Genomic DNA, 24,149 nt, shown 5'->3' on the forward strand with positions numbered 1-24,149 from the left:
GGAACCGCCAGTTCCGTTATCGCCGCTTCGCGAACCTGCCAGGCTTGCATAGCGGAAGCTGGACTTCCTTTATGGCTCCATGGGCCCGGCTCCACTTGAGCTATCGGCGGCTTAACGGAACTTTTGCTTCCGTTATCGCCCGGTCAGCGGTCTTCTGCCAGCTATAGCGGAACTTTTACTTCCGCTTCTCTGTCCCTGGCCAGTTCCGATCCTGACAGGATGAAGAGGCGAAGCCTCTCCAAGATGAACGAACGAGTTTAGCAGAAGATTCTCCTGTACTGCTTAAGTCGAGGTTGTCCCCGAAGGCTGAACGAGACTTTCTGGCGGCAGCCTCTTTTTTGTTCATGGGGATTTGTTACCTTGAAAGACTCCTATTCGTAGGTTACTCTTAGATTCAAGATTACGAAACCCATATCGAAAGGTGGGATGGCGATGGGATATATACAAACGATACGGAAAAAAGTGGGTCATGACAGGATCGTTGCTGTGGGGGCAGGCGTGTTCGTGTATCAAGATCGAAAAGTGCTTTTGCAGAAGCGAAAAGATAATTTGTGCTGGGCCTTGCACGGCGGTATTGTTGAAATGGGCGAAGAAGTCGAAGACGCCGCCAAACGCGAGCTATATGAGGAAACAGGCTTGGTTGCCAATAAACTTGAGCTTTTGGGGGTCTTTTCTGGCGAGACTAGAATGTATACCTACCCTAATGGTGATGAAGTTTACTTAATCGGAATCGTATATGTATGTAATGATTTTTCGGGGGAGTTAATACCGGAAACCGACGAAACGTTAGAACTGAAATGGTTCGATATTGATGATTTGCCGCAGCAAATAAGCCCGCCAAACATAAAACCACTGGAATCATTTGTTCAATTTATGAAAGCACGCAGCATGTAACTATTAAACTAAATACCAGATGTCTTATTTGTTCAGGAGGTATTCCATTGCAGCAGCTCTTTAACGATATGATCAAGCAGGACGTTAAGCCGTTCCTGACTAAGCAAGGCTTTGCAAAGAAGGGCTTGAATTTCACAAAAAAAGCTGAAAATCTCACCTACATATTCCATTTCCAGAAATCGTCGGGCAATTCGGCGGACAACGTAATGTTTTATGTGAACTGCGGCATTTACGCTGCGGAATTGGCACAAATACAATCGAGAGAGATTATGACAGCCCCGCAAGAGGTGGATTGTCACTTCCGTGCGAGAATAGAAGATATTGCCCAGAACATTCCAGAGCGATTTGCAATAACGCCCGATACGAAAATAGATGAATTAAGGACTACGCTGCTGCGCGGATTAGAGGAGGTCCTTCATTTCTATGAAACTATGACCAGCGCCAGGTCCATCATGGATTATTATGTATCGGGTCCTTATTTACATCTGGGCGAAGAGAGCTTCCATTTGCTGTTACAGTCCAATGATGTAGAGGCGGCGAAACGTTATTTGAAAGCTTTGCAGGAAAAGCACGGAACCGAAAAGCGATGGGCTATATTTGAAAATAAATACGAGGCGATCTTCCAAAAATACGGAGTTGCATTTGATAAGCTGGAATCGTTAGGTGCAGAATAGCCGCACTACGCCAGAGCCGGGGATGGGACGTGGTCTCATTCCAAGCTTATCGTTTTGTATATTTGGACATGTCAATTACTTGACTATTAAACGGGTGAAGCCGCTCTGCGTGATATGATCATAGCATTCGAGCCCTTTTAAATGGAGAGGAGTCTTCGCCTTGAAGCCGTTGTATCCGTATTACGTAGTCCGGGAATCCGAGCAATTCGAGTTGCTTCCTGTTGCCGGCCATTTTATAGAGGGCGACACGATCAACAGCGCCTCCCGGAAAACCGAGTTTGCCGCGTATACCAATAAAAACGATCTACATATCCGGATATGGTGTTACGATGCCGAGCCGCAGCAAATGGAGACAATCCGACTGAATTTTGACCCGGATCATTCCGGCCGAAGGCCCCACAATCTGGTGCAAATCATGATCGATTCCAACGGAACGACAAAAGCGGAGACGATGGAGTACGATATCGTCCGGCTCACTCCCGTCGAAGGCGTCCGGGGCAGCTCCGTCTTTCGAAATGGAGCGTGGGAAATGACCGTTTTGCTGCCGCTCGAGCTGGTGTACAAAAGCAGGCAGACGAGACCTTATATCGGTTTAAATGTAATCCGAACAAGCAAGGGAAGCCCGGCTTTGTCCAAATGGTCCGGTCTGCCCGGAGAAATTTCGGTTTCTTGTTTGCAGGGGATCGGGGATCTGATCTTCGCGGAAGGGTTATCGGAGGACAAGACGAACGAATGGATCGAACGCGCGACCCAGGACAGCAACACGGCGTATACGAAATGGGAGAAGCAGAAGCTGCCGTCGGACATGCTCAAGCACATTCGCGACAAAAAAACGGGCTTCTCGCTTCGGATCAAACCGGAAGATGCGGAGCGCGCCCGGCGTAGCGCCAGCGAAACGGAATGGGGCGCGCGTATTGCCGCAAGAATCTACGAGGTAGCGGACTACTGGGCTTCAAAAACGGATGACGAGCTATTCGATTTCATTATTCCCGGCAATCCGCGAGCGATGACGCCGAGCCAGTTTTATGGGGATCCGCTCACCGGCGGAAATCGTTCTACGCTAAAAACATGCCTGGAAACGCCGTTCCGTTTCTATAACGAAACAACAGGGGAATGGTGGTATCCGGGCAAAAAGCTGAAAAACCCGTCGACGGGCGAGGAAGTAACCGTGGAGGATAACGGAGAAGGCTTTCTCATTCCTGAGGGTTTTCCAAATCCGTATACCCGCTGCATGCTTGTCGCCGCAACCCGCAACTACAGGCTGGCCATGGCGATGGCGGCACCGTACTGTCCATCTATTACGGACAAGAACGTCGTGCCCGAAACTAGCGGAACTCGTTATGCTGGGGGAATTCCTAATCTGGCCTATGCCTACATCTTATCCGGCGATATCCGCTATGCCTATAAAGCAGCCATTCTGATCGGTAGAATCGCGGAGCTGTACCCGTATATGAATGGTGGTTACCATGACGGGAGCTATTCGGATACGGTGCATTTGTCCGAGCCTTCCACAACCGGTACGGAATGGAAGAAAAATTTATTAGAAGCTTATGATCTCATTTTCGATGGAATCGGTCAGTTTCATGAAAATTTGGCGGCATTGTTCGCGCGAAAGCCGGATGCCGAGAACCATCCGCGTACAGTCCCGTTCGAGCTGCGAAGAGCGGTGGAGCGGGAAATGATTCCTTATGTCATCTATACGTGTGAGCTGGAACGAAGCGGTGCGAGCGACTGGTCGATGCGGCTGCTGGAGCTGGAAATGGAAGCGGCGGCATTAATCCAGAACGGAGAGCTGCTTCACGAGGTGCTGATGGACTCCGCCTTCAGCTTGTTCTCTAAACTGAAAAACGGCTATTACCGGGATGGAAAATATGCCTACGATTCATCGGGTTATGTCGAGTTAATGTCCTCCTCGATGATGAATTACCCGAATTGGACCTACTTGTTCCATGACGATGGCGCTTTCAGCCAGCCTCTTAATTTATTCGAGGACCCTCGCTTCGGCGTGAAGGAAATTATCGCCTTTTATTACCGTTACAGATGCGGTGGTTTGTCCGCCGCCTTCGGCGACACGCCCGTGGACAATGTGCTTCCGCTATCGGACAAGCGCAAAAAAGGAAAAACTCCTTTTCTTCCGTTAAGCGAAACCGTATTTCGCAGAATGCCATCAGCCAGGGATATTATTGGACCGGCACTTACAGAGTACAGCAAAGAGGAGCTCGAAAGTTTACGAGTCGAGGCCAGCTTGGATAACGGACGGGGCGGCAACCAGTCTTTGCTGGTGCTTGCCAGCGCTTTGTCCGAGGCGGAGCTGGCGCCGTACCGCGAACAAACGTCGCAAACGGTGCAGCCTTCCTTTTTGGCGGAAGACTCGGAGATCAGCATCTTGAGAAGCGGCAGCTCGGCCCGAAATACGAAGCATCTTGTGTTATACGGACAACCTACGCTGCCACATGCGCATGGCGATAAGCTCGGACTGTGGCTGGGAGCGTTCGGGGTGCATCAATTGGCGTTTGGGGGCCATTATCCGTTCATTTGGATCGGGCCGAAAATCGGTCAATGGGAGCTGCATTCTGCTTCGTGCAACGTTGTGCTTGTCGACGGCAGAAATCAAGCGCCTTCGACCTCCATTCAGCTCGAGCATTATGAAGGGAAATGGATGCAGGCGGCAGGTATGGAGAACAAAGAGGCTTATCCCGGCAGTCATTATGAGAGGTGGGCCTGGCTCATTCAAGCGCCGGACGGAGAAAACGCCTATGTCGTGGATCACTTTCTCGTCTCTAAGGGGCATAGGTTCGATTACAACACTCACGGTTTGGACCTGTCGCTGGATCGGGTCCTGTTCGAGGGGATCGAGAGCTGGGAGCCGCTGTCAGGTACGCTTGCCGGTGCGGATGTTCCGCTATACGGGCAGCCGGGTTACGGCTGGATGAAAGCCGTCCGCAAGGCGAAAGCGGGAGAAAGATTGTCCTGGACGTATCCGTACGGAGACAGCTCGCTCAAAATTACCGCATTAAACGGGAAGGAGCGGGAGCTGATCTGCTGCTTGGGCGAGAAGGGCGGACAAGAAATGAAAAAATCGCCTTGGGACGCCTATGTTTTGCTAAGGGATGAACAGGACGAGCCGGAGGGACACGCCGCATCATTCGTTACTGTGATGGAGCCTTACAAAGGTACGCCTTTCCTGCGGTCCATTTGCGCCATGGAGCGTGTTGCCGGGCATCCTGCGTCCGTTTTCGATGCTATGGGCATTAGCATCACGCATCCGGACGGCAGTCGGGATATCGTCATCTCTGCGCGGCATCAACTTGGTCCGGTTACATTTCGGGACGAAACGGGATTGCTGCATACGACCGATGCTCAAATGCTGTTGATCCGTTATCGCGATAACCGTCCGGAGCTGATCGAAGCGGCGGGATTCACGGTGATCGAGTCGGGAGGTTTGAGATGGGAACGTGCCAACTCGACATGGCAGGGAACTGTCGCTTCGGTCGATGCGGAGCTAAGGCAGATCGAGATCGAATTCGCCGGGGAAACGCCCGACCTGGCCCAGCTTCAAAATGCCGTTGGGTTTATAAACGGTGATGGTTATAAGAAACCGTCTCCGTATTATATCAGGGAACCCCGATTGGAAGGGAACCGGCTCGTGTTCCATACCGATATTACGCTGTTCCGGGGAGAAGAAGGCTGGCAGGGCACGGAAAAAGCGCGCGTGCAGCAAGGCAAGCAGGCCATAGATTACATGGGCAAACGAATGCTGGTCGATGTATGGGTCGGTGACCGGTTTTCGCTTAACAACCGGATCTGTCTCGGTTTCGGTGCGAAAGCGGACTAGAGTTCTCCGCCAGACTCGAATATATGAAGGACCCGACTTCGTTATAGAGTCGGGTTCTGCTGCTTACTTTGAATAAGGAGGGATGTTGAATGAATGAGAAGCTGCTTGAGGCGAAGCTGGAGCTTGCGAAAACTGAAATGGGACTATTCCCTTATCAAACGGTTGAAATCATAACCACAGGCTGTGAGAAAGATGTTGTAATTTTGGACCAAAAAACAGTCATTTCATTTTATCGTGATGGGCTTCTGCTAGCTCCATATCGCGTAAGGCAGGAGCTGGTTCGCAGACTGGGGAATGCAGGGGCAGCTTTGCCCGAATGCTTATATAGGTCTCCAACCCACGATTTCGTGGTAGAGACCTATGTGCCTGGGAATCGAATTACCCCTGAGTATGTAAAGGAGCATCCTGAACATGCAAAACAAATAGGAAGGGCAGTAGGAAGGGTTTTAAGTCAGCTCCATATGGTGTCAAGGCAAGGCTTGGACTTGCAAACCGGCTTTGTGCAGGATGTTCGGGATGACATGGAAGAAGGAATCAAGCTTCTGAAGACTAGACTTTCCAAATACGAGATGAGTCAAGTTATCGATTTTCTGAATAGGTATTACGAAATTTCCGCCTCGGTTCAGACTTGTGTCGTGCACGGTGATTTCCATTCAGACAATATGGTTTGGGACGAAATGAACGGTCGCCTTGGGGTTATAGATTGGAGCGAGGCCGGAATCGAAGATCCGGCTCTGGACTTCATGTACACGTGTTATTATCCCGAATCATTCCGTCATGCGGTGTTCGAGGAGTACGGTTCGAAAGACAGCTCTTTATATGATAGAAGCCAGCTCTATGACAGGATTTACGGATTGTATGATATGGTTGAAACGCTCCAAAATAACCCGCGGAAACCGGATTTTCAAAAGGGGTATAGCAGATTTTTTGAGCGTTGATAGATTAAGGAGGAGCATCGTCTCGCGGTGGCGGCAAAGGCCGGAAAGCGCCAATCGGTAGCATGTGTAAGTTGTCTGCCAGGGCTGTAACGCAACTTATTCTTCCTCTGGGCGTCTAAAAGGCATGGGTATTTTTTACAAATCCACTAAAAAGAAATACACGAAAGGAGCTTCCTTGTGGCTAAACGAATAATCCTGTTCGTTATGGGTATGGTCATCCTGATCGCCTGCCAGCCGGGTACAATCTTGGCGGAGTACCAACCCAAGGCGTTCGTGTATCCGCCGGATACGCTTCGCATTCCCGGCGCAATCACCCTACTTGCCGAGACTCCTTATTATGCCAACCCGTCAGATACGGAAGCCCCGATCGGATCTTTTTCTTCGCAAGCCGAATTACGTGTTCTGGCCGGCGCATATACATGGACTCAGGCTCAAAGCTGGTGGAAAGTAGAATCTCCAAACGGTCCGGTCTGGATCTATCCCCTTCCATGGACCCTGGTCATACCGCCGCCGGAAAGAGTGATGCTCTTCAAAGATACTTCGCTGTATGAGGAGCGCAAGGTTACTTCAGCGTTTGTTAACACAGCTTCTTCTCAGGAAATGAGAGTAACCGAAGCCGATCCGATGTGGTTTTACACCAATGATCCGAACGAGAAGCATTGGCTGCGGATTTGGGCCGGGGATTTGGGCGAACGGTGGGTGTTTCTCCCGGTTAACCAGATCGGCTATATGAAGCCGGTCGATTATTATGCGTACTACATGAATCAAACACTGCTTGATAATCCCAATTATTCAGGACCGCTTGTGTCCAAGGCGGGCCCGATATTCCCCAGCTTGCTCAACCAGACGGTCCATGTAACCGGTGAATATGTGACCGTATATGCCACTAGCTACCTAATTGAGACCGTAGAAGGCGTGAAATATGCAAAGGAAAATGGGAGGAAAGTCATTCGTGGAAAGGAGTCGCTAACGGTAAAGTCCGATACACCACTTTATGCGATCCCCGGAGTTTCTGCGGCTTGGATGCCGATTTTACCGCCGCAAACCGTGGAAGCATTCGAGAAAATGGAGGACGCTCCTTTGTACCATATTCGTACGGAAGTAGGGGATGTCTGGATCAATACGGAGGACTCCGAACCGACCGATTGGGTCGAGCCCGACTATTCTATCGAGCTGAGAGGGACGCATGCGCTGTATCGGTTTCCCAAATCACAATTCCAGATTCGGGGGGCTAGTCTGGAAGGGCGAACCGTTCAGCCGAAAGGATACTGGCGCGATGCGGACGGTACGGACTGGTACCTGCTCGAAACAAAGCTAGGCAACGTCTGGATCACCTCGAACCCGGTGCAGGATCGTTTGCACCCTAGAAATGGCACTCCTTCCACATACGTAACGTACAAACAAACGATTCTGGATACGGTTCAAGTCAAGGGGCGCGAGCTTACGGTTGGAAAGACTCCAATCGGATACATGTCGGAGGATCAATTAACCTACTTCTCGCTGGATTATTTGATACAACGCTTCGGATATGAGCAAGAAGAAGGACTTCTAGCTGATATTGCGATCCGGTCAATCCAACCGTCATCGCAATACTCCATCCGTTTGAATCCACAAAGTGGGGAAGCGACGACCTACTGGGCGGATCAGGAGGCGGAACGTTTTACCCTGCAGCACTCCCTTGTAGTTCAAGACGGACACTACTGGATTGAAGGGGAAGATGCGCAGCGGCTGTTCGGGTTATCGATGGATTGGTGGTCGAGCGGTGAGACGTTTTATTTGTTCAGCGACGAGTACGAGGTGGAGCTATCTCCGTTACCGAAATCAGCTCGCGTTTCTGGGCTGAATTATATAGTAAATCGCTACGAGAGGCCCGTCGGCCCGCACGATGCAAAGCCTAAGGAGCCGCTGCAATTTTTAATCACTAACCGGACCCTATCTTCCTCAGCTCAATGGGATTATTCAGAGACAGTGTCTGTTGCCGGTAACCTTCCGCGAGTTAACCGGATTCAACAAAAGGGAGTCATTCCGGTGACGGAAGGAACTAATCAGTTGCATATTGTAGTTAAGATCGGTTCAAAGATTTTAGCTAATCAAGCGGCAACGATCGCGGGTGAGAACTAGAGTAAGAGAGGGAGACGTTTTCGATTACGCAGACAGCCTATGGAGCAGCTAGGTCGCCGATTATTTCGGCGACCTTTTTGCGGATCAAATCATTTATGGTGAAGCATCTGGGACAAGTCGAATGTAAAATAAACTTGACAAGAAAATGGGTTTAAATTACATTATGTATAGTTCATTTTACATTAGGAGGTCCATATGTCCTATCAAGAGAGAAAAATAGTCGTTTCCATCATCAGCAGTTTACTCATCTTCAGCATTTATACTTTGTACGTGGTCCAACATGCCGAAGAGGGCAGCATGACTTCGGACAGCGACTTCAGTTTCTGGGGCTCCTTCATTCTGGTGCTGCTCCCGGTGTCGATTGCAGCCAAAATAATGATTCATATCGTGTTCGTCATCTTCAATAAGGTTGCTACGAATGAAGATGGGCCTTCTTTTGAAGATGAGCTCGATAAGATTATCGATTTGAAGGCGGACCGGATTTCGCTTTATGTGTTCTTCCTCGGATTTATACTATCCATGATTCCGCTTGTTACGGAGCTCCCCACTTACTTGACGTTTCTTGCGCTTATCTTTTTCGGTTTTTTATCCGATCTGTCGGGACGTATCGCGCAGTTATATTTTTACAGAAAAGGAGTTTGACATGGGCAAGGATGCGATCAGCAATCAGATACGGACGCTTCGCTTTTTTCATAACGAGATGACCCAGCAGCAATTGGCCGATCGGGCCGGGGTCACCAGGCAAACGATTGTGGCTATTGAAAAAGGGAATTATTCGCCTTCCCTGGAACTGGCTTTTCGCATTGCGCGCGTGTTCGGAAAGTCCATCGAAGAGGTTTTTCAATATGAGGGGAAGTAATAAACCGTCCCGCGAACACCTGCCAAGGGCAGTAGGAGGAGAGCCTATGATGCGGAGTAAGCGTTCAAGTTCAGGTAGAAAGTCTGCGGTTATTACCGGGGTATTACTCCTATTCGGGTTGATTGCAGGTATATGCAGCGTTGTTCCCGTTATAGACGGACCCGCTTACCTACTCAAGGCTTCAGCAGATGAAAATCAGGTACTGTTGGGCGCGTGCTCCCAGTTACTCATGGTTGCGGCCTATGTGGGGGTTCCTATTACGTTGTATCCGATTATTAGTAAGGCTAATAAAGGCTTGGGTCTTGGAGCGGTTGCTTTCGGCATTGTTGCTGGAGTGTTCATCATTATTGGAGTAATCCTGCTTCTATTATTGCTGACCTTAAGCCACGAATTTGCAAAAGTCGGAGCTCTGAACGGTTCGTATTATCAGACTCTGGGCGGATTGCTGCGGGAAGCGCGCGATTTGGTGAACCATGTGGCAACGACATTGGCATTTGTTATGGCTATGTTTTTGTTTAACTGCGTATTTTACCAAACCAAAGAAATTCCGCGTTGGTTGTCCCTTTCAGGGATGATTGGGTCGGTCTTGTCCATAATGGCCAGCTTGTTGTTCATGGTTCGCTTCATTGGTTTGGATGCAGTCTACATGCTGTTGAATGGGCCTATAGCCCTTCAACAATTGGTTTTGGCTGTATGGCTGATCATAAAAGGATTCAACCGAGTGAAACAGGAATCGGAAGGTGCGGCGATATGAGCAGATCGGAACGTTTTTGGGACAAAGCTGCTAAGAACTACGATCAATTGGAAAAAGAAAGATGAACAGACCTACAACCGAATAATCCAAAAAACGAAGGCGTATCTGAATGTAAGCAACACAGTTATGGATTACGGCTGCGGGACCGGACTGATAGCCATTGAACTTGCAGAACATGTGAAAGCGATTCATGCGATCGACACATCTTCCTCAATGATCGAAATGGCGGATAAGAAGGCAAAAGAGCGAAACATCGCTAATATAACCTGTGCACATACTGCGATTATGGATACGAGATATGAGGCGGGCTCATTTGATGTGATCCTAGCCTTCCATGTGCTGCATTTATTGGAGGATGAGCATACAGCACTCCACAGAATAAACGAATTGTTGAAACCGGGAGGATTACTGATTTCCGCAACACCATGTATGGGGGAAAAGAAGGCACTGAGTATCTTATTATCGCTCGCCGGTAGGGTCGGTTTAGTGCCGAACATAAAATCATTTCAAATACGCAGCTTAATCGATACGATGGAGAAAGGGGATTTTTCAATTGTCGAATCGGTTTGTTTGAACGAAAGTTCTCAGGAATATTTCATTGTTGCCAGAAAGATTGAATAAGTTGCGTGCCGATCACGTTCGCGAGCTAGCGGGATCACCTCCATAAGCAGCACAGATAACCTTATTCCGCACCCTATTCAGGGTGCTTTTTGGTTTGCTGTGTGAAGGGCACCGCACAAAATGCGGCGGAAACTCGAAACATAATCCCATTTTGCGAATCGGCGGCTCCTGATACTATGGCGTTAGCCCGAAGAATTTGAAGTCAAACGCTCACGTGCCTGGGAAGGAGGATAGCCGTAATGCTGCTGGAATGCCCGGCTAAACGAGTAGGCGTCGGGATAAGAGATCGTCAAGGCGATTTCCGTGAGCGTGAACGTCGTTTCTTTCAGGTAATGCATCGCCTTCTCCATCCGCAGCCGCTGTAAAAACGCCTTCGGAGAACAGCCCATCTGTGCGGTAAACATGCGCGTGTAATGAGAACGCGTCATCCCTGCATGACGGGCTATGTCCTGGATGCGGATACCGTTAGCATAATGCGTATTCATAAATTCGATACTGTCTGTGAGCCATGACGTGCTCGGGGCGTTCTCGTATCCGCGCTGCCGGGACTGCACGAGCAGCTCGTCGAACCAGCCGATGAGGTGCAGCACAAAATGCAAACGATCCGACTTTTCTTCGGATGCGAAAACGTGCTCCATCGATTTCATATGAGGGATAAGCCGGGTTTCATCCCAGCCGGCCAAACAGGGGCGCTCCATGGAAAATCCGATCCGGTTCAGCAGCGACAGAGACTGTTTCCCTTCGAATGTAATCCATGACGTCCGCGGCGGTTCTTCGGCCTCGGAGTAATAGTACTGATGCAGAATGCCGGGGATGAGACAAAACATCGAGTTTTTGCGCAGAAGCTGCTCGTTGCCTCGATAATCGATGAAATGAAGGCCTCCTTGTTCGACATAAACAAGGGCAAACGAAGGAATGGCTCGCGATCCGTTCCGGTAACCCGGCTTCGCTATCGAGTATCCGGTGCTGGTCGGCCAGATGCCCCACATTTTTTCAAGCGGCGTCGGTCGGTGCAGCCAAATGGTTTTCGTTTCTGTCGGGTATTCGATCATGGGCTCCTCCTGTGCATCATATGCAGGCGATTCGATGATTCGTAGAGCGCTTTCATTGTAGCATACCGATTGTGGATGCAACAGATCGAAGGTGAAAAAAGCGCTGAACCAAGGAGGAAGGCGGCATTTTAATTGAATGGTAAAGGGGGAGTAATGCCATGACTTTGGTTATTAAAAGAACAGCGTCGCTAGGTTTGCTGACACTATCAGTTATGCTTATAGGAGCCTGCGGCAGCGGCGGTAGTGGCAGCGGTGCTGCAAACAGGGAAAGCACGAATGGGAACGGCAGCCCTGCGGCAGCTTTGAAAGAACCGGTGAAGCTTACGATCTACTATCCGTGGAGCGGCTATCCGAAAGAAACATTCATGGAGACATACGGCAATTATATGGTCCAAAAATATCCGAATATTTCGATCGAGTATATCCAGAGCGGCCGGGGAACGACAATGGATGAATTGATTGCATCCAAGGCGGAGCTTGATCTGATCATGACTACGTCAAACGCTTATCAGTCTTTGCAGGACCGCGGATTGAATGGAGATATTACGGAGCTGGCCAAGAAGTATCAGTATGATTTCAACAAGCTGGACGAGACCGTATACGAGCTGACGAAGGCGTTGGAACCGGGGAAAATAGCCGGTTTGCCGCTCAAAGTGAATGCACCAGGATTTTTTTACAACAAAGATTTGTTCGACAAGTTCGGCGTGCCCTATGTGAAGGACGGCGTGACTTGGGACGACGTATACGAAACCGCCAAGAAGCTCACTCGCGAGGACGGCGGAATCCAGTATCGGGGATTCGGCATCCGTTCGACCAACTTCATCACCTTCAACCAGCTGTCGCTGCCCAGACTGGATGCCACCTCGAAAGCCGTGTTTAATAACGGCGAATGGAAAAGCTTTCTCGACAATTTTATCCGCTTCTTCCAGTTGCCCGGCTTTGCGCCGACGAAGGACGCCACGGGTATTGCCGGGGCTGCTACGAATATGTTCTTGAAGGATCGCACGCTCGCCATGCTCGTGCAGATGAATTCCGATTGGCCAAAGGCGGAGCAAGGCGTGCAAATGAATTGGGACGCGGCAACGTTCCCGGAGTTCAAGTCGCATCCGGGCGTCGGCCCGCAGCCCGAAGCCGTCTATTTTGTCGTGCCGAATACGAGCAAAAAGCGGGATGCCGCCTTCTTGGCCATGGCGGCTTTGACCGACGAGGAGCTGCAGTTCAAGGCGGCCAAAAGCGGAGCCGCGCCCGTGCTGAAAAGCGCGAAGTGGCGGGACGTTTATGGTTCGGAGGAGCCAAATCTGAAAGGGAAAAACGCAGTCGCACTCGTACCGAAGAAATATGCTCCGACGAACGGCATTAATCAATACAACGTAATCGCGGAAACGAACATAGCCGCTACCGTGAATGGCGTCATATTGGGTGCAACGGATATGAATTCCGCGCTGCGCGTGGCGGAAGAAGCGACGAATAAGGCTATCGAAGAGAAGCTTAGGGCGAAATAAACGAGCCTAACCAAAAGAAGAGGAGTGTTTTCGGATGGAGACCAAACCGCTTACGTACCGGTATGAATTTGAGGGAAACGAGCTGCAAGGCATTCGCGATTGCACGGAGGAGCATGGATTTGCGATCGTTAAACAATTGCTGTCCGTGAGCGCAATCGAACGTTTAAAGGATGAAGTACGCCGTGTGATCGGGCCCATGTTCCAAAACGATACGATTTTGTCCATAACCGATCCGGCTTTTATCGAGAAAAGCCCGGTAATGGCCGAGCTGATGGCTTTCGAGCCGCTTATGCGCATCGCAAGCTACCTGAATGGCGGAGAGCCGATCACGTTAAATCGAAGCGCAGCGATCTACAAAAAGCCGGGCGCGGCGGGAGATGCAGCGAAATCCGGAGTACATGCTTGGCACACGGACTGGGATCCGCTCGAGCATCCATATGGGGCGAATGCGGTGCTCAACAATAGCGGCGCTGCCTCCCTCTGGTTTTATTTGACCGGAAGTTCCCCGCAAAACGGCGGGCTGGCGATTTTGCCGGATTCGCATACCGAGGATTGGGCCGGACCTGCCGGATTTGAATTTACGCCGGGACGCAAATCGTTTTACCGAACCGGAACTGAAGCGGTTCCATATTGCGGCATGGATGCGCCCGGCATGATGCCGGTTTTAACCGAGCCGGGAGATCTCGTTATCTTCGCCGAGCGCACCTATCACGGCGTATATGCACACCGGGGCACCGAAGACCGGCTAAGCTGCGGGCTAAGCTTCCGTTCCTCGGCTCGCGAACTAGGTCCCCTCTGGCCCGTGCCCGAATCGGCGCGCCGTTTTATCGAAGCTTGTCCGCCGGAAAGAAGACATCTGGTTGAAGGGTATACAGGATTTGACGGATCTTGGCGTTCAGGCCTGAATGAGTAAACACGGAAGATAAGCTTTTCGTCACGAGGGCGGCTGGTCAACATCCGACACCCTGGCGGTGAATAAAACCAAGAGACTGAAAAGGATGGCTTACTCAGCTATCCTTTTTTTTCGTAAAGCTTGACAAACGTCCTCCAGTACTATATTTTGATAGTAACAGTTTGATATTATCAATTTGTTACAATCGAGGTGGAGATACATGGACTTACTGGACCGTGACGGATTAACGGAGAAGCAGTTTTTGGAACAATACCGTGCCGGGGATTACGAGCGCCCGTCTGTGGCTGCTGATATGGTAATCTTCACCGTCACAGATACGGATGAGGACAATTATCGGAAGCTGCCTGAGAAAGAGCTGAGGGTTCTACTTATTCAGCGGGGAGGGCATCCGTTTCTTGGCAGATGGGCGCTGCCGGGCGGATTCGTGAGGCCAAACGAGACTACGGAGCAGGCGGCCCAGCGTGAGCTGTGCGAGGAGGCGGGCGTGGATCACGTGTACCTGGAGCAGTTGTATACGTTTAGCGACCTCGGACGCGATCCGCGAACATGGGTTATGAGCTGCTCCTATATGGCACTGATCGACAGCGGGCAAGTCCAACTGAAGGCAGGAGACGACGCAGATAATGCGGCATGGTTCAAGGTGAGCTACCGGCTGCTACGAGAGCAGAAGGAACTGACCGAAACCGGATATGTCCGAACGGTTCGTCACGAGCTGAAGCTGACTTCCGGGCACGGGGAGCTGACGGCCGTAGTGGAGCGCACTGTGACGAACGAGGAGAGGTCCACGGCGGGTTCGTTTACTGTCATTTCCAACGACGGGCTGGCGTTCGACCATGCTAAAATAATGGTTTATGCAATCGAACGTCTGCGCGGGAAAATTTCCTATACGGATATTGCTCTGTATCTGATGCCTGAGTTGTTCACCTTGACGGAGCTGCAGCAAGTATACGAGGTGATCATGGGCAAGGAGCTGCTGAAAGCGGCGTTTCGCCGCAAAATCGCGCACCTTGTCGAAGAGACGGATCATTATACGGAGAATGCCGGGCACCGTCCATCGCGGCTGTACCGGAAAAATCAGGAGGGTTTACAATGATATACGACATAAATAGTTTGAGGAACGCTTGGCAGGCGGGCAATAAGTTCAAGTTTTTGTTTTTCTGGGGCCATACGCCGCCGAATGACGGGAGTGTGAATCAAAGCTGCTTTAGCCAGTGGTGGATATGTCCGTTCGTTGTGGAGGGGATACAGTATTCCTGCGCCGAGCAGTACATGATGGCCGAGAAAGCACGCATGTTCGGAGACGAAGAGATGCTCGCCGCGATTATGCAAGCGAGGCACCCCAAAGAGATGAAGGAGTACGGACGAGCTGTAAAAAACTTCGATAAGGATGCCTGGGAGAACGGGTGCTACGGGATCGTAAAACGCGGCAACCGGACCAAGTTCTCGCAACATGCAGAGCTCGCGGCGTATTTGAAAAAAACGAACAAACGCATATTGGTGGAAGCAAGCCCGCGCGACCGCATCTGGGGGATCGGGATGGGCCAATCGAATCCGGATGCGGAGAACCCGATGAAATGGCGGGGACAAAACCTGCTCGGTTTTGTATTAACCGAGGTGCGGGATGAATTACTGAAGTTAGAAGGGGAAGGGTATGAATCGGAAGGAAATCGCGATTGAGACGCTGCGTTTCACGGAACAGGGATTTTACGAATATGCCGGGCAGCGGGTAAATTTCGCCGCAGAGCAAGCCCGCTCGGAGGTAAACAGCCGCTTGATAACGCCTGAACAAGGGCGGGAGCTTGTAAGAGCGGTTCAAGTGCCGGCAGAGGGCGATCAGGCGGATCGGCTCGTTGTCAATCAGGCGACAGTGAAGGCAATTCTCGACTTTGCGGCGGCGAGGAAGGAACGCGTCGGCGTCCTGAACTTTGCCAGCGCCAAAAATCCCGGTGGGGGCTTCTTGAACGGAGCGATGGCGCAGGAGGAGAGTTTGGCCGCATCGAGCGGATTATATAAAACGCAGCTTCGACATGAAACGTATTATACGGCCAATCGCAACTGCAAGTCGATGATGTACACGGACTATGCGATCTACTCGCCGGATGTAGTGTTTTTCCGCGACGAGCGGTTCCAACTGTTGAAGCAGCCGGTTACGGCTTCGGTGCTGACGCTCCCGCCCGTGAATTTCGGTCAGGTTCTGTTGAAGGGGGAAGACGGCGGGCAGGCGGAGCGTATGATGAAGGAGCGGATGCGTCTCGCATTGGCGATATTTGCCCATCAAGGCGATCCAAATCTGATCCTGGGCGCTTACGGCTGCGGCGTATTCCGCAACGATCCGGTGAAGGTGGCCGGCTGGTGGGAGGAGCTGCTGCACGAAGAGGGCTATGGGAAGCTGTTCGGCAATATCCGCTTCGCCGTGCTCGATACTTCGAAGAGCGGAGCCTGCATTCGCGCTTTCGAACGAGTGTTCGGGTAAGCCGTAAAATTAACGAAACAAATCATCACCTCCGTTTGAGGCCGCAGGCTGGACGGAGGTTTTTCATTTTCCCGAAACCCCGCGTCCCCCAAGGTTTCCCGACGCTCCACAAATATTGCGATGCGATTCAAATATTGTTTGTTGTCCCCGGCAGGAGGCGGACCTTATGATGGGGGCATGCGAACGGCCGTCGCGAATCCGATCAGGCAAAGGGGAGACCAATGAGCGCTAGTGAGGGGCCTTTGATGCTGAAACGCGTCCGAAGGCGCGATAACGTACATTTATACTTGATCATGCTGCCTGTTCTGCTTCACATTTTTATTTTCTCCTACATTCCAATGTACGGAATCATTATCGCATTTCAAAATTATTATCCCGGCCGACCGTTTTTGTCGTTTGACGGAAGCGTCGATTGGGTCGGGTTCAAGCATTTTATCGATTTTTTTACCGGCCCTTATTTTACGAGACTGATGCGCAATACGTTTGTTCTCAGCTTTTTTTTCCTGATTTTCGGGTTTTGGGTGCCGATCCTGTTCGCTTTGCTGCTGAACGAGCTGCGCAGCGGTCTGTTCAAAAAGTTTGTCCAGACATCCAGCTATTTGCCGCACTTTATTTCGAACGTTGTCGTGGCCGGGATGGTGTTATCCTTCATTGACCCGGCGGGGATCGTGAATTCGTTCATCAAATGGCTGGGAGGAGAGGCGATAGCGTTCGGTACCGAACCGAAATATTTTGCCGCGATCTACACGATCTCGACGATCTGGAAATCGTTCGGCTGGAGCAGCATTTTGTACTTGGCCGCGATGTCGTCCATCGACCCGCATCTGTACGAAGCCGCCAGGCTCGACGGGGCGAACCGGTTTCAGCAGATGCTTAGGATTACGCTGCCGTCGATTCGTCCGACCATTTTCATTTTGTTAATTTTTGCGATCGGAAGCTTGTTCTCGGCCAACAGCGAATTTATAATGTTGATCTACAACCCGTCCTTGTACGAAACGGCGGACGTCATCGGCACTTATTTGTATCGCGACGGCTTGCTAGGCGGCAATTTTAGCTCAGGAGCGGCTATCGGTTTGTTTACGGGTATTCTGAACTTTACGCTGCTTTTTTCTGCAAACGCTTTAAGCCGCAAATACAGCGATTACGCCTTATGGTAAGGAGGCCGCGAACAGGATGATCCCAGCACTGAAACGCAACCGGCAAACCGGATATGCCATACGGCAAGGCTCGCGGGCGATGGATGTTATCTTTTATATACTGGCGCTGCTTGTTTGTCTGGCGACGCTGTATCCGTTCTACTTCGTCGTGATCATGTCGATCAGTTCGCCTTCGGAAGTGGCGGCGATGAACGTGTTCTGGTACCCGAAAGGATTTTTCCTCGGCTCGTACGAACTGATTGTCGGCGATGCGAAAATGTGGCGCGCTTATCTCAACACGCTCGTGTATGTGACATGCGGGACGGCGCTAAATTGTCTCATGGCCGTACTGGGCGCTTATCCGCTGACGGTGCGCAGCTTGGTTGGGCGGAAATGGCTCGTGAGGTATTTGCTGATCCCGATGTATTTCGGCGGAGGGCTCATTCCCGCTTACCTGCTCGTCAACAAGCTCGGCCTGTACAACACGATGGGGGCGATCATCATCCCCGGAGCCGTGGGCATATGGAACATTATTCTCGTCCGCACTTATTTCCAGACGATACCGGATTCGCTCAAGGAATCGGCATTTGTGGACGGAGCTTCCCATCTGCAGCTGCTTTTCAAAATTATGATACCGGTTTCAAAACCGATTATGGCTGTCATTGCGATCTATACGATAGTGGGGATCTGGAACAACTGGTTCGATGCTCTCGTATATTTGCCGAACGAGAAGCTGCATCCGCTGCAAATGTACTTGTATCGCGTAGTCGTCCAGCAGACGGTGGATCTGAAGATGCTCTCGATGGAGGATGCTCGCAGCGCCGCCGCCAACATGCTGACGAATTTGCAGCTCAAATACTCGATTATCGTCTTTACGACGCTGCCGGTTTTGTTTACCTATCCGTTCTTTCAGAAATATTTCGTCAAAGGAGCCATGCTCGGCTCATTAAAAGAATAGGCTTCACAATTACGATAACAAGCGATGGAGGATTTGCCCATGATTCCGACGAAACGAAAATGGATCGCTATGACCGCCGCCGCTCTGCTGACCGTACTTCCACTAGCGGCATGCAACGACAAGGACGGCAAGTCCGGCGAAGCCGGCAGCGCAAACGGAAGTGAACCGGTGAAGCTGCGCATGCTGGGGCCGTCCGGCTCGAACAAATATATCCGCTTCGAGGACCGCGAGAAGTATCCGGTGTGGAAAGAAGTGCAAAAGATGCTGGACGAGGCTAACCTGCAGCCAGAATACGAGCTCGTTCCGAACGAACAGTACAACGTTGTGATCAAAACGCGAATGGCTTCCGGAAGCAAGCTGCCCGATATTGTAAACGTATCCGCGCTCGACAATACGACGCTGCTGAATCTGGCGAAGCAGGGCGTCATCGTCGACCTGAACGGGCTGATCGACAAATACAGCAACGGCAATATCAAAAATATGTACACGAAACTGTTCCCGTTCGCGAAAAAAACGACGACGTCCCCCGACGGTAAAATGTACTGGTTCAGCAACCTGCATATCAAGACGTATAAAGAGAAGGAGCTCGCGCCGGTGGCGCTGACGATGACGCTCCGCAAAGACTGGCTCGATAAGCTGAATCTGAAAGTACCTACTACCGCCAAGGAGTATATGGATACGCTGAAGGCGTTCCGCGAACGGGATGCGAACGGCAACGGACAGGCGGACGAGGTGCTCGTCTATGACCCGTCCAATTTCTCGGGAGCGATCGCCCAATGGTTCGGCCTTGGCACCGACATTACGGCTGTCGACGTCGAGAGCAAAAAAGTCGTTTCCCCGTGGTACCAGCCGGGAGTCAAGGACTATTTCGCGTTTATTCAGCAGCTGGTGAAGGCGGGCATTCTGGATACGAGCCTGATCGGCGCCAAGGGAGAGCAGATTTTGCAGAAGGTGACGGAAAACAAAGTCGCGTCCTCGCACGAGTACAACCTCGGTATGCTGAGGGAGCAGCAGATGAAAAGCGGCGAATATCTCCCTCTCATGCCGCTTAAGGCGGTGGACGGCATTACTCCGGCCGCGCAGCTGGAGCCGCCGCATCTCGTCTGGCAAAAATATGCGATTACGAAGGATGCGAAAAACCCGGAGGCGGCGATCCGCTTTTTCGATATGATTTACTCTGAGAAGTATGCCGACCTGCTGTATTGGGGCATTGAAGGGGACACGTACAAAAGGGACACCGACGGCTCGAAAATGTATATCAACATCGGCTCCGACGAGGAAAAAGCTAAAGCGGGAAAAGTGAACGGCAGTCCGCTATTCGGCGACACCGTCTTCCCGCGGGTGCAGTTCGCCAATTTAGAATTCGAACTGAAGCAGATTCCGGCGTATAAAGCCGAGCACGAGCTGAAGATGCTGAAGTATAAGCCTTACTTCGTCAATATGAACCAAAATTACTTGGCGATCCCGGACGACAAGCAGTTGGAGGAGAAGACGAAAATTTTGACCAATTTGACGACGTATTCGACAGAGCTGGCGACGAAGCTGGCGCTTGGCCAGAAATCGCTGGATCAATGGGACACGTACATGGCGGAGCTGAAAAAGCTGGGACTCGACCGCCTGATCGAAATCGACCAGCAGCTGCATGACCGGTACAACAGCTTCAACTGAAGCGATTCGTCAAGAATAGTACACACAATAACCGATCTTTAGGCAGGTGAGATGTTATGGCCCGTAACCGGCTCGGCGGCGGCACGTTTCGCAAAACGTTCTTATCCTATACCGCGATTCTGATTATCCCGATTCTCATCTTTTGCGCGATCAATGTGTACAAAGGCGCATCGGAGGAACAGCGACGAATGTACGACAAGCATCGGGAGGACGCGAAGCGGATCGCAGATAGCGTAGATAACAAGCTGAAAATGCTCAAAGGCATCGGCGAAGTATACGCCGATGAGGCATGGGCGAAAAAGCTGATGCTGGACGCTGACGTTTACGATAACGAAATCGATCTGCTGAAAGATCTGGAGATCCGCAAAGATCTACAGAACGCCGCCTACGGCTCGGGGATAGCCTCGTTCGCCTCCATCGTATATCCGGCAAAGCGGATCGTCGTTTCGCCGTGGGGCGTTTATGATTCGGATTATTTTTTCACCAAGGTGGCGTCATTCGACTCCGATCCGCGCAGCACGCTGTGGAGCACCGCCTTGCAATACCATATTCTCAAGCTGCTGCCGCGTGTGGAGATGAAGCTGTGGGGAGAGGCAAAGACCGTCGTTCCCGTGCTTCAAAGCCTGGAGGTCGTCAACGAACCGCGGGCCGTACTGGCGCTGTTTATCGACAGCTCTTACATGTCGTCCTTTCTCCGCCAATATATGGGAGGGACGGGGCCGGCCGGTTTGTCGGTGATGGCGAACGGCATGCCTGTATTTGAATACGGCGGCGGAGATGAAAGTTCCGGTCGGCCGGGAGAGGAGTATGATACGTTCGCGCTTTCCTCGCAAGTGAGCGAATGGGAGTACGTCATCTCCTATCCCAGCGAACGGATGATCGGCATCGACAGTATGCTCGCTTCGCTGATGGCGGCCGCGGTCTCGATCGTGATCGGCACGATGTCGGCGTATGTCCTCGCGAAGCTGAGTTACCGGCCATTAGGCATCCTGCTCCACAAGCTGTCGAATCGGGCCGGGATCGATCCGCTCCGTAACGGGAAAGGGCTTGTATCGGAGTATAATCTGATAGAAACGTCGATCGACCGGCTGCTGAACGAGAACGAATCGCTGCAGCAAGCGGTGCAGGATTACAAAAGCGCGGCCAGGTCCAATACGCTGCTCCGGCTGCTGAAGGGATACTTCAAGGAAGAGCAGCAGGCGGAACGGCTGATGCAGATCGGACTACGCTATACGGAACAGACGTACTTCTGCACGATGCTGATTGATTTCCGGACCGTGTACGAAAGCTTCGATATGGAGGCGATCCGCAAAATCGAAATTATCGCCTTCATGGCCGTCGAAAAGAGTATGAGTGCGCGCCGGATCGATTACCAGCTGTTCGAGGTCACGAATGCGGAAAAGGCGATCATCGTCTCGGCTGGGGCGCCATTCGGCGGCGAAAGCGCAATCCGCGACATCGCGTCCGAGGTGATGGCCGACATCCGGGCTAACTGCGGCAGCAAGCCCGAGGTGCTATGGGGAACGATCGAGCAAGGGCTGCTCGGCATCAGCAAGTCGTACTACGTTGCCAGCGAGAAGCTACATTACTTGCTGTTCTCCAATGGAAATGATGGCGGAGCCGACGGTTCCGTGCCCGCGATCGAATATTATTATCCTACGGATTGGGAAGTGCAACTGATCAATAACCTGAAGATCGGCAATCTGGACACGTGGATGCAGATCGTCGACGAAATCCGCGAGGAGAACGAGAGTCGGCAGCTGTCGGAAGCGTGCATCGCCAAGCTGATCTCGTCTATGATGGAGACGATGCTGCGGGTGCTGAACGAGCTCAATATCGATGCCGAGTTGGTTTCACGGCAGTTCGCCAGTAAGCTAAGGGAGAATAACGCCGATGGGCTGTGGGGGTATGTGTACGAGGTCGGCACCTTGATATGCGAGCGGATCCGCTATTCGAACACGCCATCGGCGATGGAGCGGGGGAACGATCTGCTTCAATACGTGAACAGCCATTACACGAGCGCCGACATGTCGCTGAAGAAGCTGGCGGAAAAGTTCCACCTGTCGGTTTCCGGCGTATCGAAAATGTTCAAGGAAGTGACCGGCATAAACTTCTACGATTATTTGTGCCGGCTTAGAATGGAGCTTGCCAAGGAGCTGCTCCGTGAGAAAAAGGGCGAGCTCGGTCATATCGCCCAGTTGGTCGGTTACGAAAACGTTTATTCCTTCAAGCGGGCATTCGTCCGTTATGAAGGGATCAAGCCGGATGAATACGTGCTTCTTAGTATATAGCGAAAAACAGATTAGACCCGTATCAGCTAGCTCAAGAAAGAAATAGGGAGGCAGCTGGTTTTTACGATCGGCTGTTTTTCTCATCTATCGGGAGTTATCTTAAAATGTTGTTGCGAAAAGATATAGAAATGATCTATGTTATAACGTATATTTGTTTATTTCATTTATTTCACAGTGTGCCTCATAATTGCTTAGGGGGTGACAAACTTGTCAGGGATGTCAAAGGGAGGTACAAACTTTGAAAAAAATCGATACAGTACTTTTTGATTTGGATCAAACATTGCTTGATAAAGATCAGTCATTAATCAACTTCGCAAAATACCAATATGAAGAGTTCTCATTGGTAAGATTTATTTCCGACAAACAAGATTTTGTAGATAAATTTTTTGAACTAAACCATATTGTGATGCCCAAAGAAGAAGTTTTTGAAAAGTTAGCGGACATTTTCAAAATTGAGAAGAGTTTAAGCACGGTCTTGCTTGATGATTTGAATAATAATTTTCATAATGACTGTGTCGGATTTCCTGGACTACACCAAATGCTTGAAACATTAAAGCAACAAAGCTATAAGCTCGGAGTAATCACAAATGGCAGGGATTTCTACCAAAGAAACAAAATTAACGCTCTAGGGATTTTGGATTATTTCAATGAGATCCTTACATCAGGTGCCATTCATATAAAGAAGCCTGACCATGCAATTTTTCACCTCGCCTTAACTAAACTTAAGTCATCGAGCGAATGTTCGGTTTTTGTTGGAGATAATCTGAAGTCCGATATTATTCCAGCGATGGAACTCGGTATGTATACCATCCTTAAAACTAAAAACTATGATCCATATCCCACTGCATGTTGCGACAATTTGATGGATATTCCCAAATTAATTAAGCATTTTTGCTAGAAAAAGGTGAGGAAAAATGATTCAAATACGGAGAGCGAATAGCAATGATGCCCCAAGGATTGCCTCGATGGTAGCGAAACTACTGACAGAACTAAGAGGATCAAGTGTTGAGGAGCATTCTTTAACCAGTGTAGTGATGGAGTGCATGACTACGGATTCGTACATCGCTTTTCTAGCTTTTTCAGAAAATAAAGAATGTATTGGAATCATATCTGTTTCACAAGTAAGAGCAGTATACGCTGGTGGTTTGATTGGAATCATTCAAGAATTATACGTACAACCGGAAATGCGTTCTATGCATATCGGCCACAAACTGGTAAAGACAGTAGTCGATTATGGCGTTAGCCGACAATGGAAGCGAATCGAAGTTGGAGCACCGAACCAATCAAATTGGCAAAAAACCTTTGACTTTTATGTCAGGGAAGGTTTTAGCGCAATAGGACCTCGCTTGAAAAAGATCTTATAGTCTCGTTGTTTAACGCGATGCCGCCTCTTCGTCCTCTGGCAGCGATTTCATTGACAAGGCCTCGTTCCGGTATTCCCTGGCCGTTTTGCCGGTTAC

At 50.6% G+C, this 24,149-nt stretch carries 21 protein-coding genes; 20 read left to right on the forward strand and 1 reads right to left on the reverse strand.

Features of this window, described 5'->3' with window-relative positions:
- Nucleotides 1-432 precede the first annotated feature (432 nt).
- The 9 genes from D7M11_RS03730 (at nt 433) to D7M11_RS03770 (ending at nt 10,696) form a co-directional block, all read left to right on the forward strand.
- A complete protein-coding gene (locus D7M11_RS03730) occupies nt 433-894 on the forward strand; it encodes an NUDIX hydrolase (RefSeq protein ID WP_120745825.1) in 462 nt (153 codons plus the stop codon).
- Nucleotides 895-941: 47 nt separating this feature from the next.
- Nucleotides 942-1,568: a DUF4304 domain-containing protein gene (locus D7M11_RS03735; protein ID WP_240040942.1), complete on the forward strand. Its 627-nt coding sequence runs from the start codon at nt 942-944 to the stop codon at nt 1,566-1,568.
- Between the two features lie 160 nt (nt 1,569-1,728).
- Nucleotides 1,729-5,403 (forward strand): heparinase II/III family protein, encoded by a 3,675-nt coding sequence (locus D7M11_RS03740; protein ID WP_120745826.1) that lies wholly within the window; start codon nt 1,729-1,731, stop codon nt 5,401-5,403.
- Nucleotides 5,404-5,492: 89 nt separating this feature from the next.
- Nucleotides 5,493-6,341 (forward strand): phosphotransferase family protein, encoded by an 849-nt coding sequence (locus D7M11_RS03745; protein ID WP_120745827.1) that lies wholly within the window; start codon nt 5,493-5,495, stop codon nt 6,339-6,341.
- Between the two features lie 177 nt (nt 6,342-6,518).
- Nucleotides 6,519-8,462, forward strand: a complete 1,944-nt coding sequence (locus tag D7M11_RS03750; protein ID WP_120745828.1) for a hypothetical protein — start codon at nt 6,519-6,521, stop codon at nt 8,460-8,462.
- 195 nt (nt 8,463-8,657) lie between these two features.
- Nucleotides 8,658-9,104: a hypothetical protein gene (locus D7M11_RS03755; protein WP_120745829.1), complete on the forward strand. Its 447-nt coding sequence runs from the start codon at nt 8,658-8,660 to the stop codon at nt 9,102-9,104.
- Between the two features lies 1 nt (nt 9,105).
- Nucleotides 9,106-9,321 carry a helix-turn-helix transcriptional regulator gene (locus D7M11_RS03760; RefSeq protein WP_120745830.1) on the forward strand — a complete coding sequence of 72 codons (216 nt, stop codon included), beginning with the start codon at nt 9,106-9,108 and terminating at the stop codon, nt 9,319-9,321.
- A 46-nt stretch (nt 9,322-9,367) separates the two neighbouring features.
- The gene (locus tag D7M11_RS03765) at nt 9,368-10,075 is read left to right on the forward strand and encodes a DUF4386 domain-containing protein (RefSeq protein ID WP_240040943.1); all 708 of its coding nucleotides are present in this window, start codon (nt 9,368-9,370) and stop codon (nt 10,073-10,075) included.
- A gap of 42 nt (nt 10,076-10,117) precedes the next feature.
- Nucleotides 10,118-10,696 (forward strand): class I SAM-dependent methyltransferase, encoded by a 579-nt coding sequence (locus tag D7M11_RS03770; RefSeq protein ID WP_275671656.1) that lies wholly within the window; start codon nt 10,118-10,120, stop codon nt 10,694-10,696.
- A 182-nt stretch (nt 10,697-10,878) separates the two neighbouring features.
- Here D7M11_RS03770 and D7M11_RS03775 read toward each other — a convergent pair whose 3' ends face one another.
- The gene (locus D7M11_RS03775) at nt 10,879-11,748 is read right to left on the reverse strand and encodes a helix-turn-helix domain-containing protein (RefSeq protein ID WP_120745832.1); all 870 of its coding nucleotides are present in this window, start codon (nt 11,746-11,748) and stop codon (nt 10,879-10,881) included.
- Nucleotides 11,749-11,906: 158 nt separating this feature from the next.
- Between D7M11_RS03775 and D7M11_RS03780 the strand changes: the two genes are divergently transcribed.
- The 11 genes from D7M11_RS03780 to D7M11_RS03830 all read left to right on the forward strand — a co-directional run bounded on the left by D7M11_RS03780 (nt 11,907) and on the right by D7M11_RS03830 (nt 24,053).
- On the forward strand, nt 11,907-13,250 hold the full coding sequence (locus D7M11_RS03780) for an ABC transporter substrate-binding protein (protein ID WP_120745833.1): 1,344 nt from the start codon (nt 11,907-11,909) through the stop codon (nt 13,248-13,250).
- 34 nt (nt 13,251-13,284) lie between these two features.
- Entirely contained in the window at nt 13,285-14,163 is an 879-nt protein-coding gene (locus D7M11_RS03785; RefSeq protein WP_120745834.1) for a phytanoyl-CoA dioxygenase family protein, read from the forward strand.
- A gap of 199 nt (nt 14,164-14,362) precedes the next feature.
- Entirely contained in the window at nt 14,363-15,256 is an 894-nt protein-coding gene (locus D7M11_RS03790) for an NUDIX hydrolase (RefSeq protein ID WP_120745835.1), read from the forward strand.
- A complete protein-coding gene (locus D7M11_RS03795) occupies nt 15,253-15,840 on the forward strand; it encodes an NADAR family protein (protein ID WP_120745836.1) in 588 nt (195 codons plus the stop codon). Before D7M11_RS03790 ends, D7M11_RS03795 begins: the two co-directional genes overlap by 4 nt.
- Nucleotides 15,815-16,636, forward strand: a complete 822-nt coding sequence (locus D7M11_RS03800) for a TIGR02452 family protein (protein ID WP_120745837.1) — start codon at nt 15,815-15,817, stop codon at nt 16,634-16,636. Before D7M11_RS03795 ends, D7M11_RS03800 begins: the two co-directional genes overlap by 26 nt.
- Before the next feature lie 245 nt (nt 16,637-16,881).
- The gene (locus tag D7M11_RS03805; protein ID WP_240040944.1) at nt 16,882-17,793 is read left to right on the forward strand and encodes an ABC transporter permease; all 912 of its coding nucleotides are present in this window, start codon (nt 16,882-16,884) and stop codon (nt 17,791-17,793) included.
- A gap of 16 nt (nt 17,794-17,809) precedes the next feature.
- Complete coding sequence (locus D7M11_RS03810; RefSeq protein WP_120745839.1) at nt 17,810-18,730, forward strand: carbohydrate ABC transporter permease; 921 nt, start codon at nt 17,810-17,812, stop codon at nt 18,728-18,730.
- Nucleotides 18,731-18,769: 39 nt separating this feature from the next.
- Entirely contained in the window at nt 18,770-20,398 is a 1,629-nt protein-coding gene (locus tag D7M11_RS03815) for an extracellular solute-binding protein (protein WP_120745840.1), read from the forward strand.
- Nucleotides 20,399-20,454: 56 nt separating this feature from the next.
- On the forward strand, nt 20,455-22,689 hold the full coding sequence (locus tag D7M11_RS03820; RefSeq protein WP_120745841.1) for a helix-turn-helix domain-containing protein: 2,235 nt from the start codon (nt 20,455-20,457) through the stop codon (nt 22,687-22,689).
- Nucleotides 22,690-22,927: 238 nt separating this feature from the next.
- Complete coding sequence (locus D7M11_RS03825) at nt 22,928-23,587, forward strand: HAD family hydrolase (RefSeq protein WP_120745842.1); 660 nt, start codon at nt 22,928-22,930, stop codon at nt 23,585-23,587.
- 67 nt (nt 23,588-23,654) lie between these two features.
- On the forward strand, nt 23,655-24,053 hold the full coding sequence (locus D7M11_RS03830; protein ID WP_158606413.1) for a GNAT family N-acetyltransferase: 399 nt from the start codon (nt 23,655-23,657) through the stop codon (nt 24,051-24,053).
- The last annotated feature ends 96 nt before the right edge of the window (nt 24,054-24,149 follow it).

The sequence above is a fragment of the Paenibacillus ginsengarvi genome (assembly GCF_003626695.1).
GTDB lineage: Bacteria > Bacillota > Bacilli > Paenibacillales > NBRC-103111 > Paenibacillus_AB > Paenibacillus_AB ginsengarvi.